The organism is Kushneria sinocarnis (assembly GCF_003633775.1).
GTDB classification, from domain to species: domain Bacteria; phylum Pseudomonadota; class Gammaproteobacteria; order Pseudomonadales; family Halomonadaceae; genus Kushneria; species Kushneria sinocarnis.
Genome location: NZ_RBIN01000012.1, coordinates 38505 through 52518, shown reverse-complemented (window position 1 = coordinate 52518; position 14014 = coordinate 38505). Strand labels below are relative to the sequence as shown.

The 14014-nt window shown below is 60.8% G+C and carries 11 protein-coding genes; 6 read left to right on the top strand and 5 right to left on the bottom strand.

Annotated features, from left to right (window positions below; genetic code table 11):
• The coding region (locus tag C7446_RS16515; RefSeq protein WP_170150115.1) for a YobI family P-loop NTPase at positions 1–2917 on the top strand (2917 nt) is incomplete at its 5' end.
• A 300-nt stretch (positions 2918–3217) separates the two neighbouring features.
• Here C7446_RS16515 and C7446_RS16060 read toward each other — a convergent pair.
• Positions 3218–3679, bottom strand: coding sequence for a hypothetical protein (locus tag C7446_RS16060; protein WP_121174128.1), 462 nt, complete (start codon positions 3677–3679; stop codon positions 3218–3220).
• A gap of 11 nt (positions 3680–3690) precedes the next feature.
• Positions 3691–3882, bottom strand: a complete 192-nt coding sequence (locus C7446_RS16055; RefSeq protein ID WP_121174127.1) for a hypothetical protein — start codon at positions 3880–3882, stop codon at positions 3691–3693.
• Positions 3883–4247: 365 nt separating this feature from the next.
• On the opposite strand from C7446_RS16055, the gene C7446_RS16050 reads away from it, so the two are divergent.
• Together C7446_RS16050 and C7446_RS16045 are read left to right on the top strand one after the other, a co-directional pair.
• Entirely contained in the window at positions 4248–5000 is a 753-nt protein-coding gene (locus C7446_RS16050; RefSeq protein ID WP_121174126.1) for a metal-binding protein ZinT, read from the top strand.
• Positions 5001–5171: 171 nt separating this feature from the next.
• Positions 5172–6434, top strand: coding sequence for a D-mannose isomerase (locus tag C7446_RS16045; protein ID WP_121174133.1), 1263 nt, complete (start codon positions 5172–5174; stop codon positions 6432–6434).
• 94 nt (positions 6435–6528) lie between these two features.
• Here C7446_RS16045 and C7446_RS16040 read toward each other — a convergent pair whose 3' ends face one another.
• The gene (locus C7446_RS16040; RefSeq protein WP_147408789.1) at positions 6529–7701 is read right to left on the bottom strand and encodes an MFS transporter; all 1173 of its coding nucleotides are present in this window, start codon (positions 7699–7701) and stop codon (positions 6529–6531) included.
• Positions 7702–7899: 198 nt separating this feature from the next.
• On the opposite strand from C7446_RS16040, the gene C7446_RS16035 reads away from it, so the two are divergent.
• The gene (locus tag C7446_RS16035) at positions 7900–8775 is read left to right on the top strand and encodes a LysR family transcriptional regulator (RefSeq protein WP_121174124.1); all 876 of its coding nucleotides are present in this window, start codon (positions 7900–7902) and stop codon (positions 8773–8775) included.
• 57 nt (positions 8776–8832) lie between these two features.
• Entirely contained in the window at positions 8833–10839 is a 2007-nt protein-coding gene (locus C7446_RS16720) for a methyl-accepting chemotaxis protein (RefSeq protein ID WP_245977884.1), read from the top strand.
• Between the two features lie 95 nt (positions 10840–10934).
• On the opposite strand, the gene C7446_RS16025 is transcribed toward C7446_RS16720, so the two are convergent.
• On the bottom strand, positions 10935–11423 hold the full coding sequence (locus tag C7446_RS16025) for a TspO/MBR family protein (RefSeq protein WP_121174122.1): 489 nt from the start codon (positions 11421–11423) through the stop codon (positions 10935–10937).
• A gap of 286 nt (positions 11424–11709) precedes the next feature.
• Here C7446_RS16025 and arsC point away from each other — a divergent pair, with 286 nt between their 5' ends.
• On the top strand, positions 11710–12111 hold the full coding sequence (arsC, locus tag C7446_RS16020; RefSeq protein WP_425454117.1) for an arsenate reductase (glutaredoxin): 402 nt from the start codon (positions 11710–11712) through the stop codon (positions 12109–12111).
• Between the two features lie 148 nt (positions 12112–12259).
• On the opposite strand, the gene C7446_RS16015 is transcribed toward arsC, so the two are convergent.
• Positions 12260–14014, bottom strand: coding sequence for an HD domain-containing phosphohydrolase (locus tag C7446_RS16015; RefSeq protein WP_121174120.1), 1755 nt, complete (start codon positions 14012–14014; stop codon positions 12260–12262).

The following is a 14014-nucleotide window of genomic DNA, read 5'->3' as shown; positions in this document are numbered from 1 at the left end:
TCATCGGGTAGCTCGGTCAGGTGGTGACAGGGTAGCCAGATTCTACCCCGCCGATGGCGATCAGGCAGCTGCGGCGGGATTTATGCAGCGTTTCCTTAAGGACAGCATATTCGATCAAATTAGTTATAAAAACAGCGACCGTGGGTACGATCAAGGGCTAGATACAAACGAGGACCGCGCCCAATCCGAGACAGTCCGTGCGAACCGGACAAAGTTCTTTGATCTCGTCATTCCAGTGGTTCCATTCATCACTCACCGAAGCGCTCGCAACCTCGCCACGCAGCTTCTCGACCAATTCGAAAATCATGTCGACAAGAAACTGCTTGACCTCGCCACTGGATATGTACCGGAAATGCGGCTGCTCAAAAACGTCCGCAATGAGTTCATTGTATTTCGCGACCGCATCATCTTGAGTGATGACAACCCTCTTAGGCTAAACGAAACGGATTTGTTCGCAATGATGCTTTATAAGAGCACGCATCTCACAGATTTCGAGGCAATCCGTTTATGCAAAAGCAACTTGGACACCCTTTACGACGTAAGCCGTAAGTTGATTAGACATAACACACAACTGTTGCAGGACGAGAGACGCGAGGCTCTTAGAAGCCGGTTACGGATTGACGGCGCTGCGATACGTAGCCAACAACTTGGCAAACGCCTCCATAAGCATGTGCAGCGAACAATAGAGGCTTGCATTAATATTAATAACAATGGTCAGTATGTTTTCTCTGGCGAACTATTGACACCGGATGAGCTTCAAAGTGCAGAGTTTTGGCAAAAATTTACTTCGAATGATGGCAACCCGACATTGGATTGGAAGTTGGGCGGACGTACAGTTCTCAGCTTCACTAAAGCGCACCTTGCCGCCGAGCTTTCTGATTCGCTAGACGCCGAGAGTTGGGATGACGCGGCTCGCCGAGCGATAAACGACCGGCTTGAGGATATAAACGCGGACCTCAAATTTCTACGTGGCGCCGATCTGAAAGATCTTATCGAGCGATCCGATTTTCTTGTCGAACATGACGAAATGGAGCATTCATTCGCCGCTGTTTCCAATAAGCTTCTCAAATCCGGGCTGGCATACGAGTTGGTGCGTGCTGGCTATATCAATAGAAACTTCACGCTCTACACATCTACTTTCCACGGCGACCGCGTCAGCTCGGCCGCGACCAACTTCATCATCCATCATGTCGAGCGCGATCTGATGGACGCACAGTTTAAACTGGACCCAAGTGATGTCGACGACGTTGTCCGAGAACGCGGTAAGGATGCTCTGAAAGAGCCTTCGCTCTATAATATCGACATTCTGGATCATCTACTGTCGACCAATGCCGCGGCGGCGGAAATCATGATTCATTCGTTCGTCGGGTTCGGCGAGCGCCAGACAAGCTTCATGCAGGATTATCTTAATGGTGGTCATCAGCAGACAAGGCTGATTGCGCTACTAACGCCCATTTACTCAAAAGTACTGATTTATCTCATAAGCCAGGCAGAGGTTGATATCGCGCTGCAGCTCGAACTTGTCGACGCTGCTCTCAAGCACTTGGGAAGCGATACGTATCAAACTTCTTCCGCTGTCTCTTGCTATTTGAGTAACCGATACACCGAACTCGCGACGCTAACGTCTGATACTGTCCCCCTCACTCAGGCGGAACGTATTGGCGATCTATTTGCTCAAGCCAGCATTAAGTTACCGCTTCTAGCACCGCTGACCGAGAACATGCGCCGTGCGTTCGTCGATCGCAGCCTTTACGAGATCAAACGCGAAAATCTCGAGGTGGCTATCGACGCCAAGACGAGCTTGGCACTGGACATAATTCAGGCTGCTGATCGATCGGTTTACGATTACATACTTGATAATCCAAGTGCGTATATATCAGCAGTGGAGGGAGTGTCGCCGACCATCGAATGCTCAGAGCGCTTTATTTCCGTGATCGAAGATGTCCTCGAGCATGAGTCCGATCGGCTTGGGGATGTCATTGCACACGCATCGCCTAATTGTGTCGTCAATGATCTCGCCGAAGTTTCGTCGCAGGCTTGGCCTCAACTGGCTGAGAATGAACGCTTCCCTGCAACTTTTGAGAATGTGGAGCGCTACGTCAGTACTTCGGAAGAAATTGACGCAAACCTAGCCAAAGTTCTGACTTCTGCAAGCGCCATTACAGGAGCCGACAAAGCTGACGATGAAGCGAGGGCGGAACTCGCGCGAGCGATCTTGGCGGCAGATGCGGAGCTTCTCCCTGCAAAGCTCCGTACGAAGCTGGCTTCAAGACTTAAACTGACGCATCCCTTTGAGTCGAGCGAGGTCGCGGCTGAAGGTGGTGAGCTCTTCGCGCTACTTCTGAAGTACAAGATGATCAAGGATGAGGCTGCATCTTACGCCCATCTCAGCGAGATGGACTGGCCGACCCGTGAGGCATACATTCGCGAGTCGCGTGAATTCAAGGAATATATAAGCCCGGATCTCGTGCGAGAGGATCTCGCAAGGCTGCTAAAAAGCGATAAAGTCGATCCGGCGATCAAGATGGAGATCGTAAGACAGGCTAGCAACTACGCCCCGGAAGCTGACCGCGCTGGCTTGAGTCAAATCGCGCGAGTTGCGGTGCAAAAAGGTCTCCCGCTGGAACGGGAGGTCGTAAAGCAGTTGGCACTCGGCGGTGCCGGAGCTCCGCATGTGATAGTACTGCTTGAGCCACACCTTCCATCGCTTGAGCGCGAGGAATTGTTCGCTATTCTCGACTCAATGGGTGGCGACTATTCCAAGCTAACGACAGTTGGCCAGCATAAGGTTGAGATTCCAGATACTACCGCCGATCGGTCACTACTCGATATCCTCAAAACGCACGGTATTGTCAAAACCTATCTCGTGAAAGGACTGAAGCTCAAGGTGAATAGAAGGCGCAAGCAATTATTCTAAATAGTTTGTTGGTGGGGCTCTAACTAGAATTCGGAGCGTACGTATAAGCCGAGTGCGCTATTAGCAGCCTTATTGCTAGGCGTGTAGTGGCCGCTTCTGGCCGTAAGCCGCCTTGTGGCCAACTATCGTATAGGGAAAGGTATGGCCCTCCAATTGCACCCCATGGCATACCCACTGGCATATACCGCTGTTTTCATATCCCGTTACTTCATTAAAATCATGTGCTTAGATCGTTTTTATAGTCCTGCCGCGGGTGCCACCTGATCCTTCCCGCATCGTGCTGCACTGCTCTCGACCGATTCATTCTCCGAGAGCGTCGTCGCCGCTCTCCATGCCCTGCAGCCATTCTTCCAGCGCTAGGACTTCCTCAGTGCTTGCCTGACCGGTCAGCTCTTCGGCGGTGAGCAGATCCAGCTGCTGCATGTGTGCCGGTGTGGCCTTCAGCCAGACATGGGCCAACCCGTCCATCTGCCGGGCCAGCCCGGTGGTCATGGCCTTGCGCCCCTCGTTGAATTCGGCTTCACACCCCATCCGATGCGGGGTGCCCTGTCGGGTGGAAAGCCCCATGAATCCCTGCACAAAGAATTCCGCCCGAACACCGGATAGCGCCCGCTGTGCCGCCAGTGCCCGGCCGACACGCTGGCGTATGGCAGTACGATGGGTTTTGACAAATTCATCCCGCAAATCCATTTGCCCCCGACGAAGACCGTCGCTGGCGTCGCGCCAGTTGTGGGTCAGAGCACTGCGTCCGTTCAGGCTCATGCAAACATCCTCTATGCGCTGCTCACCCGTCTTTCAACGACAACCCTGCCGTCAGCGCTGGTGCGATAAGTGGAAGTACTCAGCTCTCCATGAAAGGTGGTCTGGCCGTGCTCGGGCATGCTGGCAAAGGTGGCATGATCGGTCTCGATCGGAATGCCCTTCGCCGGGCCGCGCGTATTTTTTGCGTAGTAGCGAACCTTCATGACATTGATGCCCTTCCATGGGTGATTGCCCCCTGCATGGCGTACCCATATTAACCTTCCGTTACTTTAAGTAATCTTCTGGAAAGCGATCGCTCAAGGGCGCTGTCATGTATTTCGGATGGATTGCTGACAGAAAGCGTCGCTTGCCCGGCAGCAGTCAACAGGTGTCGGCAGTCGATCAGCGGCACGCCGGTGCGCCGAACGAGGGCAGGGCGCGGCTCGATCACGGAGGGGAAACCGGTCGAGGGCATGTCTCTGCCGCTCGCTTAAGTGAAGCCTGGCGGTGGGCTGACCGGCAGCAATAAATGATATGATATAACGTACAATAAAAAGCCGTATCCTGAGCTGCACAAGAGAGCCGCATCATGAAGTTACTGCCCTCCCGGAAGATGAGTACGCTGCTGGTTGGTCTGCTGACAGCCGGTGGCATCGCGAGCGCCGGTGCTGCCGAGCATAACGGGGGTGGGGCGTCGGAGTCTGCCGCGCAGCAGGCGTCCGATCATGGTCACGACCACGACCACGACCACGACCACGACCACGACCACGACCACGACCACGACCACGCGCACAATCATGAGCATGACAGCGATATTCATGCCGGCTACTTCGATGATGATCAGGTCAGGGAGCGCTCGCTTGCCGACTGGGCGGGCGCGTGGCAGTCCGTCTACCCCTATCTGGAAAACGGCACCCTTGATGAGGTAATGGCCCACAAGGCCCGACATGGCGACAAGACGGCTGCCGAGTACAGGACCTATTACGAGCAGGGCTACCGGACCGATGTGCGGCGCATCGTGATCGAGGGCAGCAGGGTTACATTCTTCGACGGTGGTGAGGTCCATACCGCCGAATATGCCGACGACGGTCACGAGATACTCACCTATGAAGCCGGCAACCGGGGCGTGCGCTACATCTTCGAGCGCATCGCCGGCGACGCGGCCGCCCCCGGCTTCATCCAGTTCAGCGACCATGCCATCGCGCCCACCGATGCCGAGCACTACCACCTCTACATGGGCGACGATCGTGCAGCACTGCTGGAAGAGGTGACCCACTGGCCGACCTATTATCCCGCCGAGCTCAACGGTCATGAGATCGCCGAGGAGATGAAGGCGCACTGAGCCCTGCCGGCAGATATTCAATGATCATGCATATCAGGGCGTTATTTGAAAACAGCGCCTCTGATACTAGATTTTCAGGAGCATGAGCCATCGGCCGTTGTCTCTTCCCGGTTGCCCTGAGCGGCCGGCCCGATGCGCCATTTCTCCTGGATCTGCCGGAGCCTGTTCATCATGACCGAAAGCGTTCAACGCGCGACCCTGCCCGGCGGCAGCTGGGTACAGCGCGCCTCGCACCATGCCTGGCTGGAAGCCGAGGGTCAGCGCCTGCTGGCCTTCTATCGGGCCTCGCGCCACCCCGACTGCGGCTTTGCCGCGCTGGATGAGCACGGGCGGCTGGCGGCCGATGCCCACCCCGATACCATGATCACGGCGCGCATGACCCACTGCTTTGCGCTGGCCGCCATGCGGGGGACGCCGGGAACAGCGCCGCTGGTGGCCCATGGCGTGGCGGCACTGCGGGGCCCACTGGCGGATAGCGAGTTTGGCGGCTGGTACAGCGAGCTGCCGCGCGAGGGCGAGGCGCAACCCAAGCAGGCCTATATCCACGCCTTCGTGGCGCTGGCCGCGGCCAGCGCCTGGCAGTCCGGCAACGAAGAGGCCGGGCCGCTGCTGCAAGATGTCAGCCGGGTGCTGGAGCAGCGCTTCTGGTCCGACTCGGAAGGCCGGCTGCGGGAAGGCTTCTCGCGGGACTGGCGCGACGAGGAAGCCTACCGTGGCGGCAACAGCAACATGCATGCCACCGAGGCCCTGCTGCAGCTGGCCGATGTGCTGGGCGAGCCGGTGTGGCGCCAGCGTGCCTGCTCCATTGTGGAGAACATCATCCACCACCATGCGCGGCCCAACGATTATCGCGTGGTCGAGCACTTCGATGAAAACTGGCACGAATGGCGCGACTACAATGCGGACTCGCCGAAGGACCCGTTTCGCCCCTATGGCGCGACCCCGGGGCACAGCTTCGAGTGGGCCCGGCTGCTGCTGCACCTGGAAGCCGGACTACTGAGCCACGGCGAGACGGCACCGGGCTGGCTGCTGGAAGATGCCCAGGGGCTGTTCCGGCGTGCCACCGAACTGGGCTGGGCCGCCGATGGTGAACCGGGGCTGATCTACACCCATGACTGGGAGAACCAGCCCCTGGTGCGCGAGCGCCTGCATTGGCCGGTGGCGGAAGCCGCCAGTGCGGCGGCCGCGCTTTATCAGCGCACCGGACACAGCGGCTATGAGATCTGGTATCGACGCTTCTGGGACTATATCGACCGCTTTCTGATCGACCGCGAGCGCGGCAGCTGGTGGCACGAGCTGGATGCGCACAACCGCCCCTCCAGCCAGCTCTGGTCCGGCAAGCCCGATCTCTATCACGCCTTTCAGGCCACGCTGCTGCCCCGCCTGCCGCTGGCGCCCACCATGGCGCGAGCGGTCGCCGACGGGGCGCTGTAGCCACGAGCGGCCGAGTCCGGTGATGCCGCCGCCCTTCAATCCCGGTCCTCGCCCGGGGGCCGAAGGGTCGGTTTCACCGGGGGGCGGCCCAGCTTCAGGCAGCCCGCCCGATGCGCTCCCGAAACAGCAGCGCCGTGAGCAGTGACAGGGCCGCCGTGATGGCAAAGGCGATATTCATGCCCAGCGTGGCCGCCAGGCTCCCGGCCGCCGCCGGGCCGATGATGTTGCCCAGCGCATAGATAACCAGTACGGCGGTAAAGCTGACCGCGGCCAGCTCCGGGAACAGCCGGACACTCCAGAACGAGAAGATGGCGCTGAGCATCATGATGCAGCTGCCCTGCAGCAGTGCCGAGAGCAGCAGCAGCGGCCAGCTGGTGGGTGCCAGTCCGCAGGCCAGCAGCGAAACGGCCGAGAGTATGAAGAGCGTGCGTACCAGTACCGTCATGCCGATGCGGCGATGAATCTCCGCCGTGGCCAGCCCGGCGATGCCGCCGATGCCCATCGCGATGTACATGACCGGCCCGGAGAGCTCGGACGCCAGCCCCGGCAGCCCCCCGGCACGCATCACATGATCGACGGTAAACGAGAGATAGATCCCGCTGGAAATGCCGAAGGAGAGGGCGATGGCGTACAACGGCAGTGCCCGCAACCGGCAGAGGCGCCGCAGCTGGGTGGGCAGTGCCACCGGCCGGGTGGCGGGAGTATCCGGCAGCCGGGCCAGCGCCCGGAAATTGACCAGCGTCGACAACAGCGCCATCAGGGCAAATATCCCCCAGGCCACTCGCCACTCCTGATATAGCCAGGCCACGCCCAGTGCCAGCAGGCCGGCGCCGGCAATGCCGCCGGTGGTGCCGGTGCTGATGATCGAAAGCGCCCGGTTCCGGCGGTCGTCGGCAATGCCGCGTTCGGCGGCGTTGTTGAACGGTGACCAGCAGCAGCCGGCGCTGGTGGCCGCCAGCACGGTGCCGGCCGCCAGCATGAGCGTATTATTCGCCAGGGCGACAATGGTCATGCCGGCCAGCGCCGCCAGTGACCCCAGCACCACCGGCAGCCTCGGCCCGAAGCGCGCCGACAGATAACCCGCCAGTAGCAGAGCAATTAGAAAACCGCCAAAGGCGCTGCTCGCGATATAGCCGGACTCCCGGGTGGTGAGCTCGAATGTTTCACGAAGCTGCGGCAGAAAGAGCCCGAAACCGATTCGGGCCGGGCCGAAGGAAACGGCGGTCGCCAGCGCGCCGCCGGCGGCAATGTACATGGCTCTGCTCACGATGGGATCTTGTTCTCCATTGACGTTGCCTGATGCCGTCCTCGGGCAGCCACGGCTGGGTGGCAGGCTGAAAATGTCCGTTCGCAGGTGGTAAGTATCATCCACGCGCCGAACGCTGCGCCAGCGTGCGGCACGCCCGGTAATGACGCCAATGGATTGTTTGCGTAAGGTGATCGAAAACTGTCATGCGAGAAGCGAATGAGCGCACGACTGGAAATGGGCGCGCTGCAGGCGCTGTGCGCCATTGCCGATCACGGCGGCATTACCCGGGCGGCGGATCAGCTGGCGCTCTCGCAGTCGGCGGTCTCGCACAAGATCCGGCGGCTCGAGGAGGCGCTGGGCTGCGCCCTGCTGGCCAGGCGGGTCGGCCAGCCGCTGCTGACCGCGGATGGCGAGCGGCTGCTGCGCTACGCGCGGCGCATCGTGGCGCTGCACGACGAAGCCGCCACCAGCCTGGGGACCACGCCGTTGAGCGGACGGATCCGGCTGGGCATGACCGAGGACATCACGAGCCGCGGGCTGTCGCGGATTCTCGGGCGCTTCACGCGCCGCCACCCGGATGTCACGGTGCATACCAGTGTCCGCCAGAGCCTGACCATCGAGGCGCAGCTCGAGCGCGGCGAGCTCGATATCGGGGTGCTGCAGCGCTTCGAGCACGGCCAGCGCGCTACCGATGTCGTGCTCGCCTCCGAGCCGCTGCACTGGGTAAAGGCGCCCGATCTGGCCGCCGACGAGACGGTGCCGCTGCCGTTCGTGGCCTTCGGTGACGACTGCTTCTACCGCCAGTGGGCGATGGAGTTCGGGCAGTCCCGGCCGCCCGGTTTTGCCACCGTGATGACCTGTACCAGCATCGCCAGCCTGGTCTCGGCGGTGCAGGCCGGGCTGGGCGTGTCGCTGCTCAACGCCCGCCATGTCACGCCGGAAATGGTGGTGATGGATGGCGAGCTGGCCCCGCCGCCGCAGATCGTCAATGTCATCCGGGTGGGGCGCAGAAGCAGTTCGCCGGCGGTGCGCGGGCTGGTGGAGGAGATTGCCGGCGAGCTCGGTGACGGGCCCGCCGGGCGCCTGCCCTGAGCTCCCGGGCCTGCCTGGGCGATGATTGGCGTCAAGTCTTCCCCTCGAAGCGCCGATATGGCACTCGAATATAACAATTCGGGTCCTCTCACCATGCACCTCCCGTCACTGACCATCTCGAAGCGCCTGACGCTCGGCGGTATCGCCCTGATGCTGCTGATCGCGATTTCCATTTATGGCGTCATGACACTGCGCGCCAAACCCCGCCTGATCGAGGCCAGTTCGACCCTGGTACAGGAGTCCGGCCAATCCATCGTCAACGGATTGAGTGCCCGGATGGCCGGTTACGAGGGCACCACGGCCAGTCTGGCGAATCTGGCCGAAACCCTGCCATTGAACGCGACACTGTTTGCCGCGACCCTGCCTGCGATCATCGATGCCAACGGGGATGAAGCCATTGCCGGTGGCGGGATATGGCCTGAGCCGAATGCCTTTACCCCCGGGGTCGAGCGGCGCAGCTTCTTCTGGGGCCGGGGCAGTGATGGCAGGCTGGCGTATTCGGACGAGTACAACGCGCCCGAGGGTGCCGGCTATCAGCAGGAGAGCTGGTATACCGAAGCGCGCAATGCGCCGGCCGGGCAGTGCGTCTGGTCGGCTGCCTATCAGGACCCGGTCACCGGTGAGTCGATGGTTACCTGCAGCGTGCCCTGGCAGCGGCAGGGGCAGTTTGCCGGCGTGGCCACCCTGGATATCCGGCTGGGCGGTCTGGCCGCGCTGCTGGCGGCCAATGGCGACGCCACCGGCGGTTACGCCTTCGCGCTGGATCGCGAGGGCAACGTGATGTATTTCCCCGGGGTCGATCAGGGCCAGGGCATGCAGTCGTTTGCCGAGCTCAGTGCCGATCGCGACTGGCTGGCGCCGGTGGCAGGCGCCATGAACACCAGTGAGCCGGTCGAGATCCGGGATGCCCGGCTGCAGGACACCGCCTCGGTCAGCCTCTTCAAAATGGCGGATACCGGCTGGACCATCGGCCTGGTGACACCGCTGAGTCGCATCACCAGTCTGGCCAGCACGATGACCCGTGATCTTTTGCTGTTCATCCTGCCGGTAGTGGCGATCCTGCTGATGCTGGCTTGGTGGGGGAGCCGGCTGCTGCTGCGCCAGATCAACGAGACCACCCGGCAGATCGATCGCCTGGGCGAAGGCGGCGCCAGCGGTGAAGCGCTTTCGGTCAGCCGTCATGATGAAATCGGCGCCCTGCGCAGTGCCGTCAACCGCTATGCCGGCAAGCTCAATCACCTGTTTGCCGAGGTGAGCGGCATATCCGACACCATTGCCGGACGTACCCGCGAGATCTCGGCCGGTAACGTTGATCTGTCGCGACGCACCGAATCGCAGGCGGCGTCGCTGGAGGAGACCGCCTCGGCGATGGAGCAGATGTCCGCCACCATCGGTCACAATGCCGAAAGTGCCCGCCAGGCCAGCCAGCTGGCCAGCGAGGCCTCGGGGATTGCCGAGCAGGGCGGCGCGCAGGTCAATCGAGTCATCAGCTCGATGGAAGAGATCAGTGGCAGTTCGCGGCGGATGTCGGAAATCGTCGAAATGATCGACAGCATCGCCTTCCAGACCAATCTGCTGGCGCTGAATGCCTCGGTGGAAGCGGCGCGGGCCGGCGAGCAGGGGCGTGGCTTCGCGGTGGTCGCCGAGGAGGTGCGCAATCTGGCCTCCCGCAGCTCGAAGTCGGCCAGCGAGATCAGCGGGCTGATCAATGAATCGCTGGGGCGCGTCGAAGAAGGATCACGTCAGGCGCGAGAGGCCGGCGAGGTCATGGAGCGGCTGGTCGGCTCCGTGCAGCGCGTCACCGGGCTGATCAACGAGATTGCGGTGGCGTCGAAGCAGCAGGCCTCCGGAATCGGCGATATCAATCAGGCGGTCACCGAGATGGATGGGGTCACCCAGCAGAATGCCTCGCTGGTCGAGCAGGTGGCCAGTGCGGCCACGGCGCTCGAGGAGCAGGCCCGCACTCTTGAAGAACTGATGGTCCGCTTCCAGCAGAATGCCTCGACCGGCCATGACGATGCGGCGGCCCGGCACCCCTACGAAGGCTCGGCACTGCCGGCCTGAAACGCTGCCACTTCTGTTGCGCTTCGAACCCTGCCCTGGTGGCAGGGTTTTTCATTTTCGGGGCGGGCGACAGCGCCTGGCAGCCGCCCGCTCGTCTAGCCCAGCACCTGCGGATTGAGCTGCCAGGTGGCCAGTGTCAGGGCCGAGGCCAGGCTGACCCAGAGCAGGTAGGGCACCAGCAGCACGCCGGCGAGTGCGCGTCTGCGCCAGAAGGCGATCAGGGTCCACAGGATCAGCCCCCACAGCACCAGCACGCCGATGAACGACATGGCACCGAGATGCCATACGAAATAGAGCCAGCTCCACAACGCATTGAGCGCCAGCTGAATCAGGAACAGCCGCAGCGCCCTGCTGCGCCGTCGCTCCTGCCAGACCAGCCAGGCGGCGATCCCCATCAGGCCGTAAAGCGTCATCCAGACCGGACCGAACACTGCCGCGGGGGGCGCCCAGGCCGGCTGGGCTAGCCGCTCATAGAAGTCCGCCGCGTTGATCGAGGCAATGGCGCCGATGGCGGCAGCCAGGTAGCTGATACCCAGCCAGCCGAGAAGTCCGACCAGCTGTTTACTCTTCGAGTGGGCGCGCATAAGGGGTCCTTGCCACTTACATATGAGAATCGGGGTAATGAAATCGGCCCAACATAGTTCACCAGACCAGGGGCGTCCATGCCGGGTGTTTCACGGGGCGCATTCGGCATACCGGGGGATGGCGCTCGGCTGGCACTGAATCTGCATGAGGCTGTGTGAGCCAGGACCCTGCGAGCGCCCCCCGACTTACGTGGCAGAGGGGTTGTGCGAGCCACCCCGAATTGTGCGAGGCTCTGGAGAGGTTGTTTTCCGTTGCCATCTCCCCGGAGGGCCGATCTTGACCAGCGTGATCTATCACAATCCGGAGTGCAGAACCTCCTGCAATACCCTGGAGATGATGCGACAGTCCGGCGATGAGCCCCATGTAATCGAGTATCTGAAAACGCCCCCTTCCCGCGCGAAGCTGATCGATCTGCTGGTCGCGATGGGCATTACCCCGCGCGAGCTGCTGCGGCCCCGGGAGACGCCCCCTGAGGAGCCGGTGCCGGGTGAGGCCTCGCTGAGCGATGAGCAGCTGATCGATGCCATGCTGGCCCAGCCTGCCCTGATCGATCGTCCCATCGTGGTCACCGAGCTGGGCGTGCGGCTCTGTACGCCCTCGGAGAAGGTGCTGGATCTGCTGGCCTATCCCCCGAGCGAGTTCACCCGGGAAGATGGCGAAGTGGTGCGGCTGGACGAGCTCTGCTGACGTTCCGGGAGGAGAGCGCAGGAGCAGTGCCTGATGGAGGCGTCATGCTGTCTGTCAGAGAGCGTGGCGCTTGTCAAAAAGCCCGCCGTGAGGCGGGCCTGGCGCTTCAGGGCTGTGCGAGGCTGGCAGCCCGGCATGCTCGGAAGGTTCAGAATGGCGCTATCTGATAATCATCCGGACGTTCGGCCGATTCCAGACTGCCCAGCTGGGAAAAGTCGACCGGTGTCAGGATGGTATCCAGAGTCATGGAGTCGTGGGCCAGATTCTTGACGACCCGGATGCGGACGGGATTACCGGCCTCATCGAGCTGCATCACCCAGGCAAGGAACCCCCTGGAGAATTTGACCAGGCTGCCGATCGGATAAAATCCATGGCGCTGGATATAGCGTGTTACCCACTTGCGGTCATATTTGTCGGACTGGTGATAGACCATGCGATAGGCTTCAAAGGCCGTCATTCCGGAGCGCTTGTTGCGCTTGCGCCTCAATGTATCGATGCGGTTGATGATGGCGGTAATGCGAGTGAGATCGCCCAGTTCATCCTGCTGCCTGTGAAAGGGGTAGCCACTGCCATCCAGACATTCATTGGCGCCCAGGATGACCTCATGACTGATTTTCCCGTTCAGCCACTCCATCTTCTCCAGATAGGTCTGCAGGACTTCAACATGGCCACGTAGCAGCTCCCTTTGCCTGTTGGTCAGCGGCGCTTCCAGGGAGGGCAGCTGTTTGCAGAGCATCAGGGGCTTGCCCATGGAGTGCAGCAGAGCGCACACCATGGCATCACGGGCCTGGAAGGCGAGGCCGGAATCGGACAGCATGATATCTCCCAGCTGGCCGGCCACGCTGAGTGCATGTTGCAACCATTGCGGCTCATCCTTCAGGCAGTTGAGCGCATACAGTGCCTGCTGTCGGTCCCGGTCAAGCAAATGGATCAGGGTATCAGCACTGTCATACAGGGCATTGCCTGAAATGGTGCGATCATTTTTGAGGTGTAACAGTGTTATGTGCAGCTGTCGGGCAATTTCCTCGATGGCCTTGACCATTGGTGCCGAACGATCGGCTTTGGGCGGATCGCTCTCTACCGTGTGATGCGCATATTTTTCGATGAACAGTGCCGATCTATGCGATTTGCGCGTATCCATGCCCAGTCGATAGGCAAGTTCACTCTCGGCTTCTCCAATGAAATAGGCCAGACGCTGGGTCAGCTGAGTGGATGGTTCACTGAAGCTGACGCCGATAATGGCATGATGGGATCGGCCGGCAGGTCGGACATGGCGTACTTTTGCCTCGAAAGTGATTTCATCTCCATTCGGGAATGAAATGGTAATACCGGGCAGGTACTGATTGACTCCGAAATAAGCGCATTCCCGCAGGGGGAATTCCAGCATGCACCCGCCCAGCGAGAGATTGCGCAGTTGCGCCCGAATGGTGGGCTGACCGGCATAAACTTCGATTTCCGCAAAGGCTTTCATGCCCTGAATGAAGGGAACCCGCACACCGCCACGTCGGCTGGTGGTAAACAGGGAGCGGGGCAGCGAGCATTGTATCTCCAGCGAATCACTCAGATGTCTGACCCTGACCGGTTCGATATCCTCGAAATGGATGCTTTCCGAGTCCACTGGGCCGCCGGGCTTTTCAGCATCGAGCATCAGCCTGGAACCGATGACATGTTCATCGCTGAAGTCCCTGATATCGGCGATGGCAAGGGACATGATCCCGCGTTCCGTATTGATCGTCTTGATCCGTGCAGGAATCGGATCCTCCAGCATCTCGAGGGTAAGGGAGACGTCATGGGTATCGCGGGCGATGGATTCCATTACATGGGCCACGTACGCTGCATCTTCCTGCCTCGAGCGTGACTGCATTTCCGGCTGCCCGACACTGATTGCCGCTTGAGTGGTCAT

Coding starts and splice junctions, on each gene's coding strand:
- C7446_RS16060 (WP_121174128.1), bottom strand. CDS start 3,679: ATGAGCCTGAACGGACGCAGTGCTCTGACCCACAACTGGCGCGACGCC.
- C7446_RS16055 (WP_121174127.1), bottom strand. CDS start 3,882: ATGAAGGTTCGCTACTACGCAAAAAATACGCGCGGCCCGGCGAAGGGC.
- C7446_RS16050 (WP_121174126.1), top strand. CDS start 4,248: ATGAAGTTACTGCCCTCCCGGAAGATGAGTACGCTGCTGGTTGGTCTG.
- C7446_RS16045 (WP_121174133.1), top strand. CDS start 5,172: ATGACCGAAAGCGTTCAACGCGCGACCCTGCCCGGCGGCAGCTGGGTA.
- C7446_RS16035 (WP_121174124.1), top strand. CDS start 7,900: ATGAGCGCACGACTGGAAATGGGCGCGCTGCAGGCGCTGTGCGCCATT.
- C7446_RS16720 (WP_245977884.1), top strand. CDS start 8,833: ATGGCACTCGAATATAACAATTCGGGTCCTCTCACCATGCACCTCCCG.
- C7446_RS16025 (WP_121174122.1), bottom strand. CDS start 11,423: ATGCGCGCCCACTCGAAGAGTAAACAGCTGGTCGGACTTCTCGGCTGG.
- C7446_RS16015 (WP_121174120.1), bottom strand. CDS start 14,014: ATGACCACTCAAGCGGCAATCAGTGTCGGGCAGCCGGAAATGCAGTCA.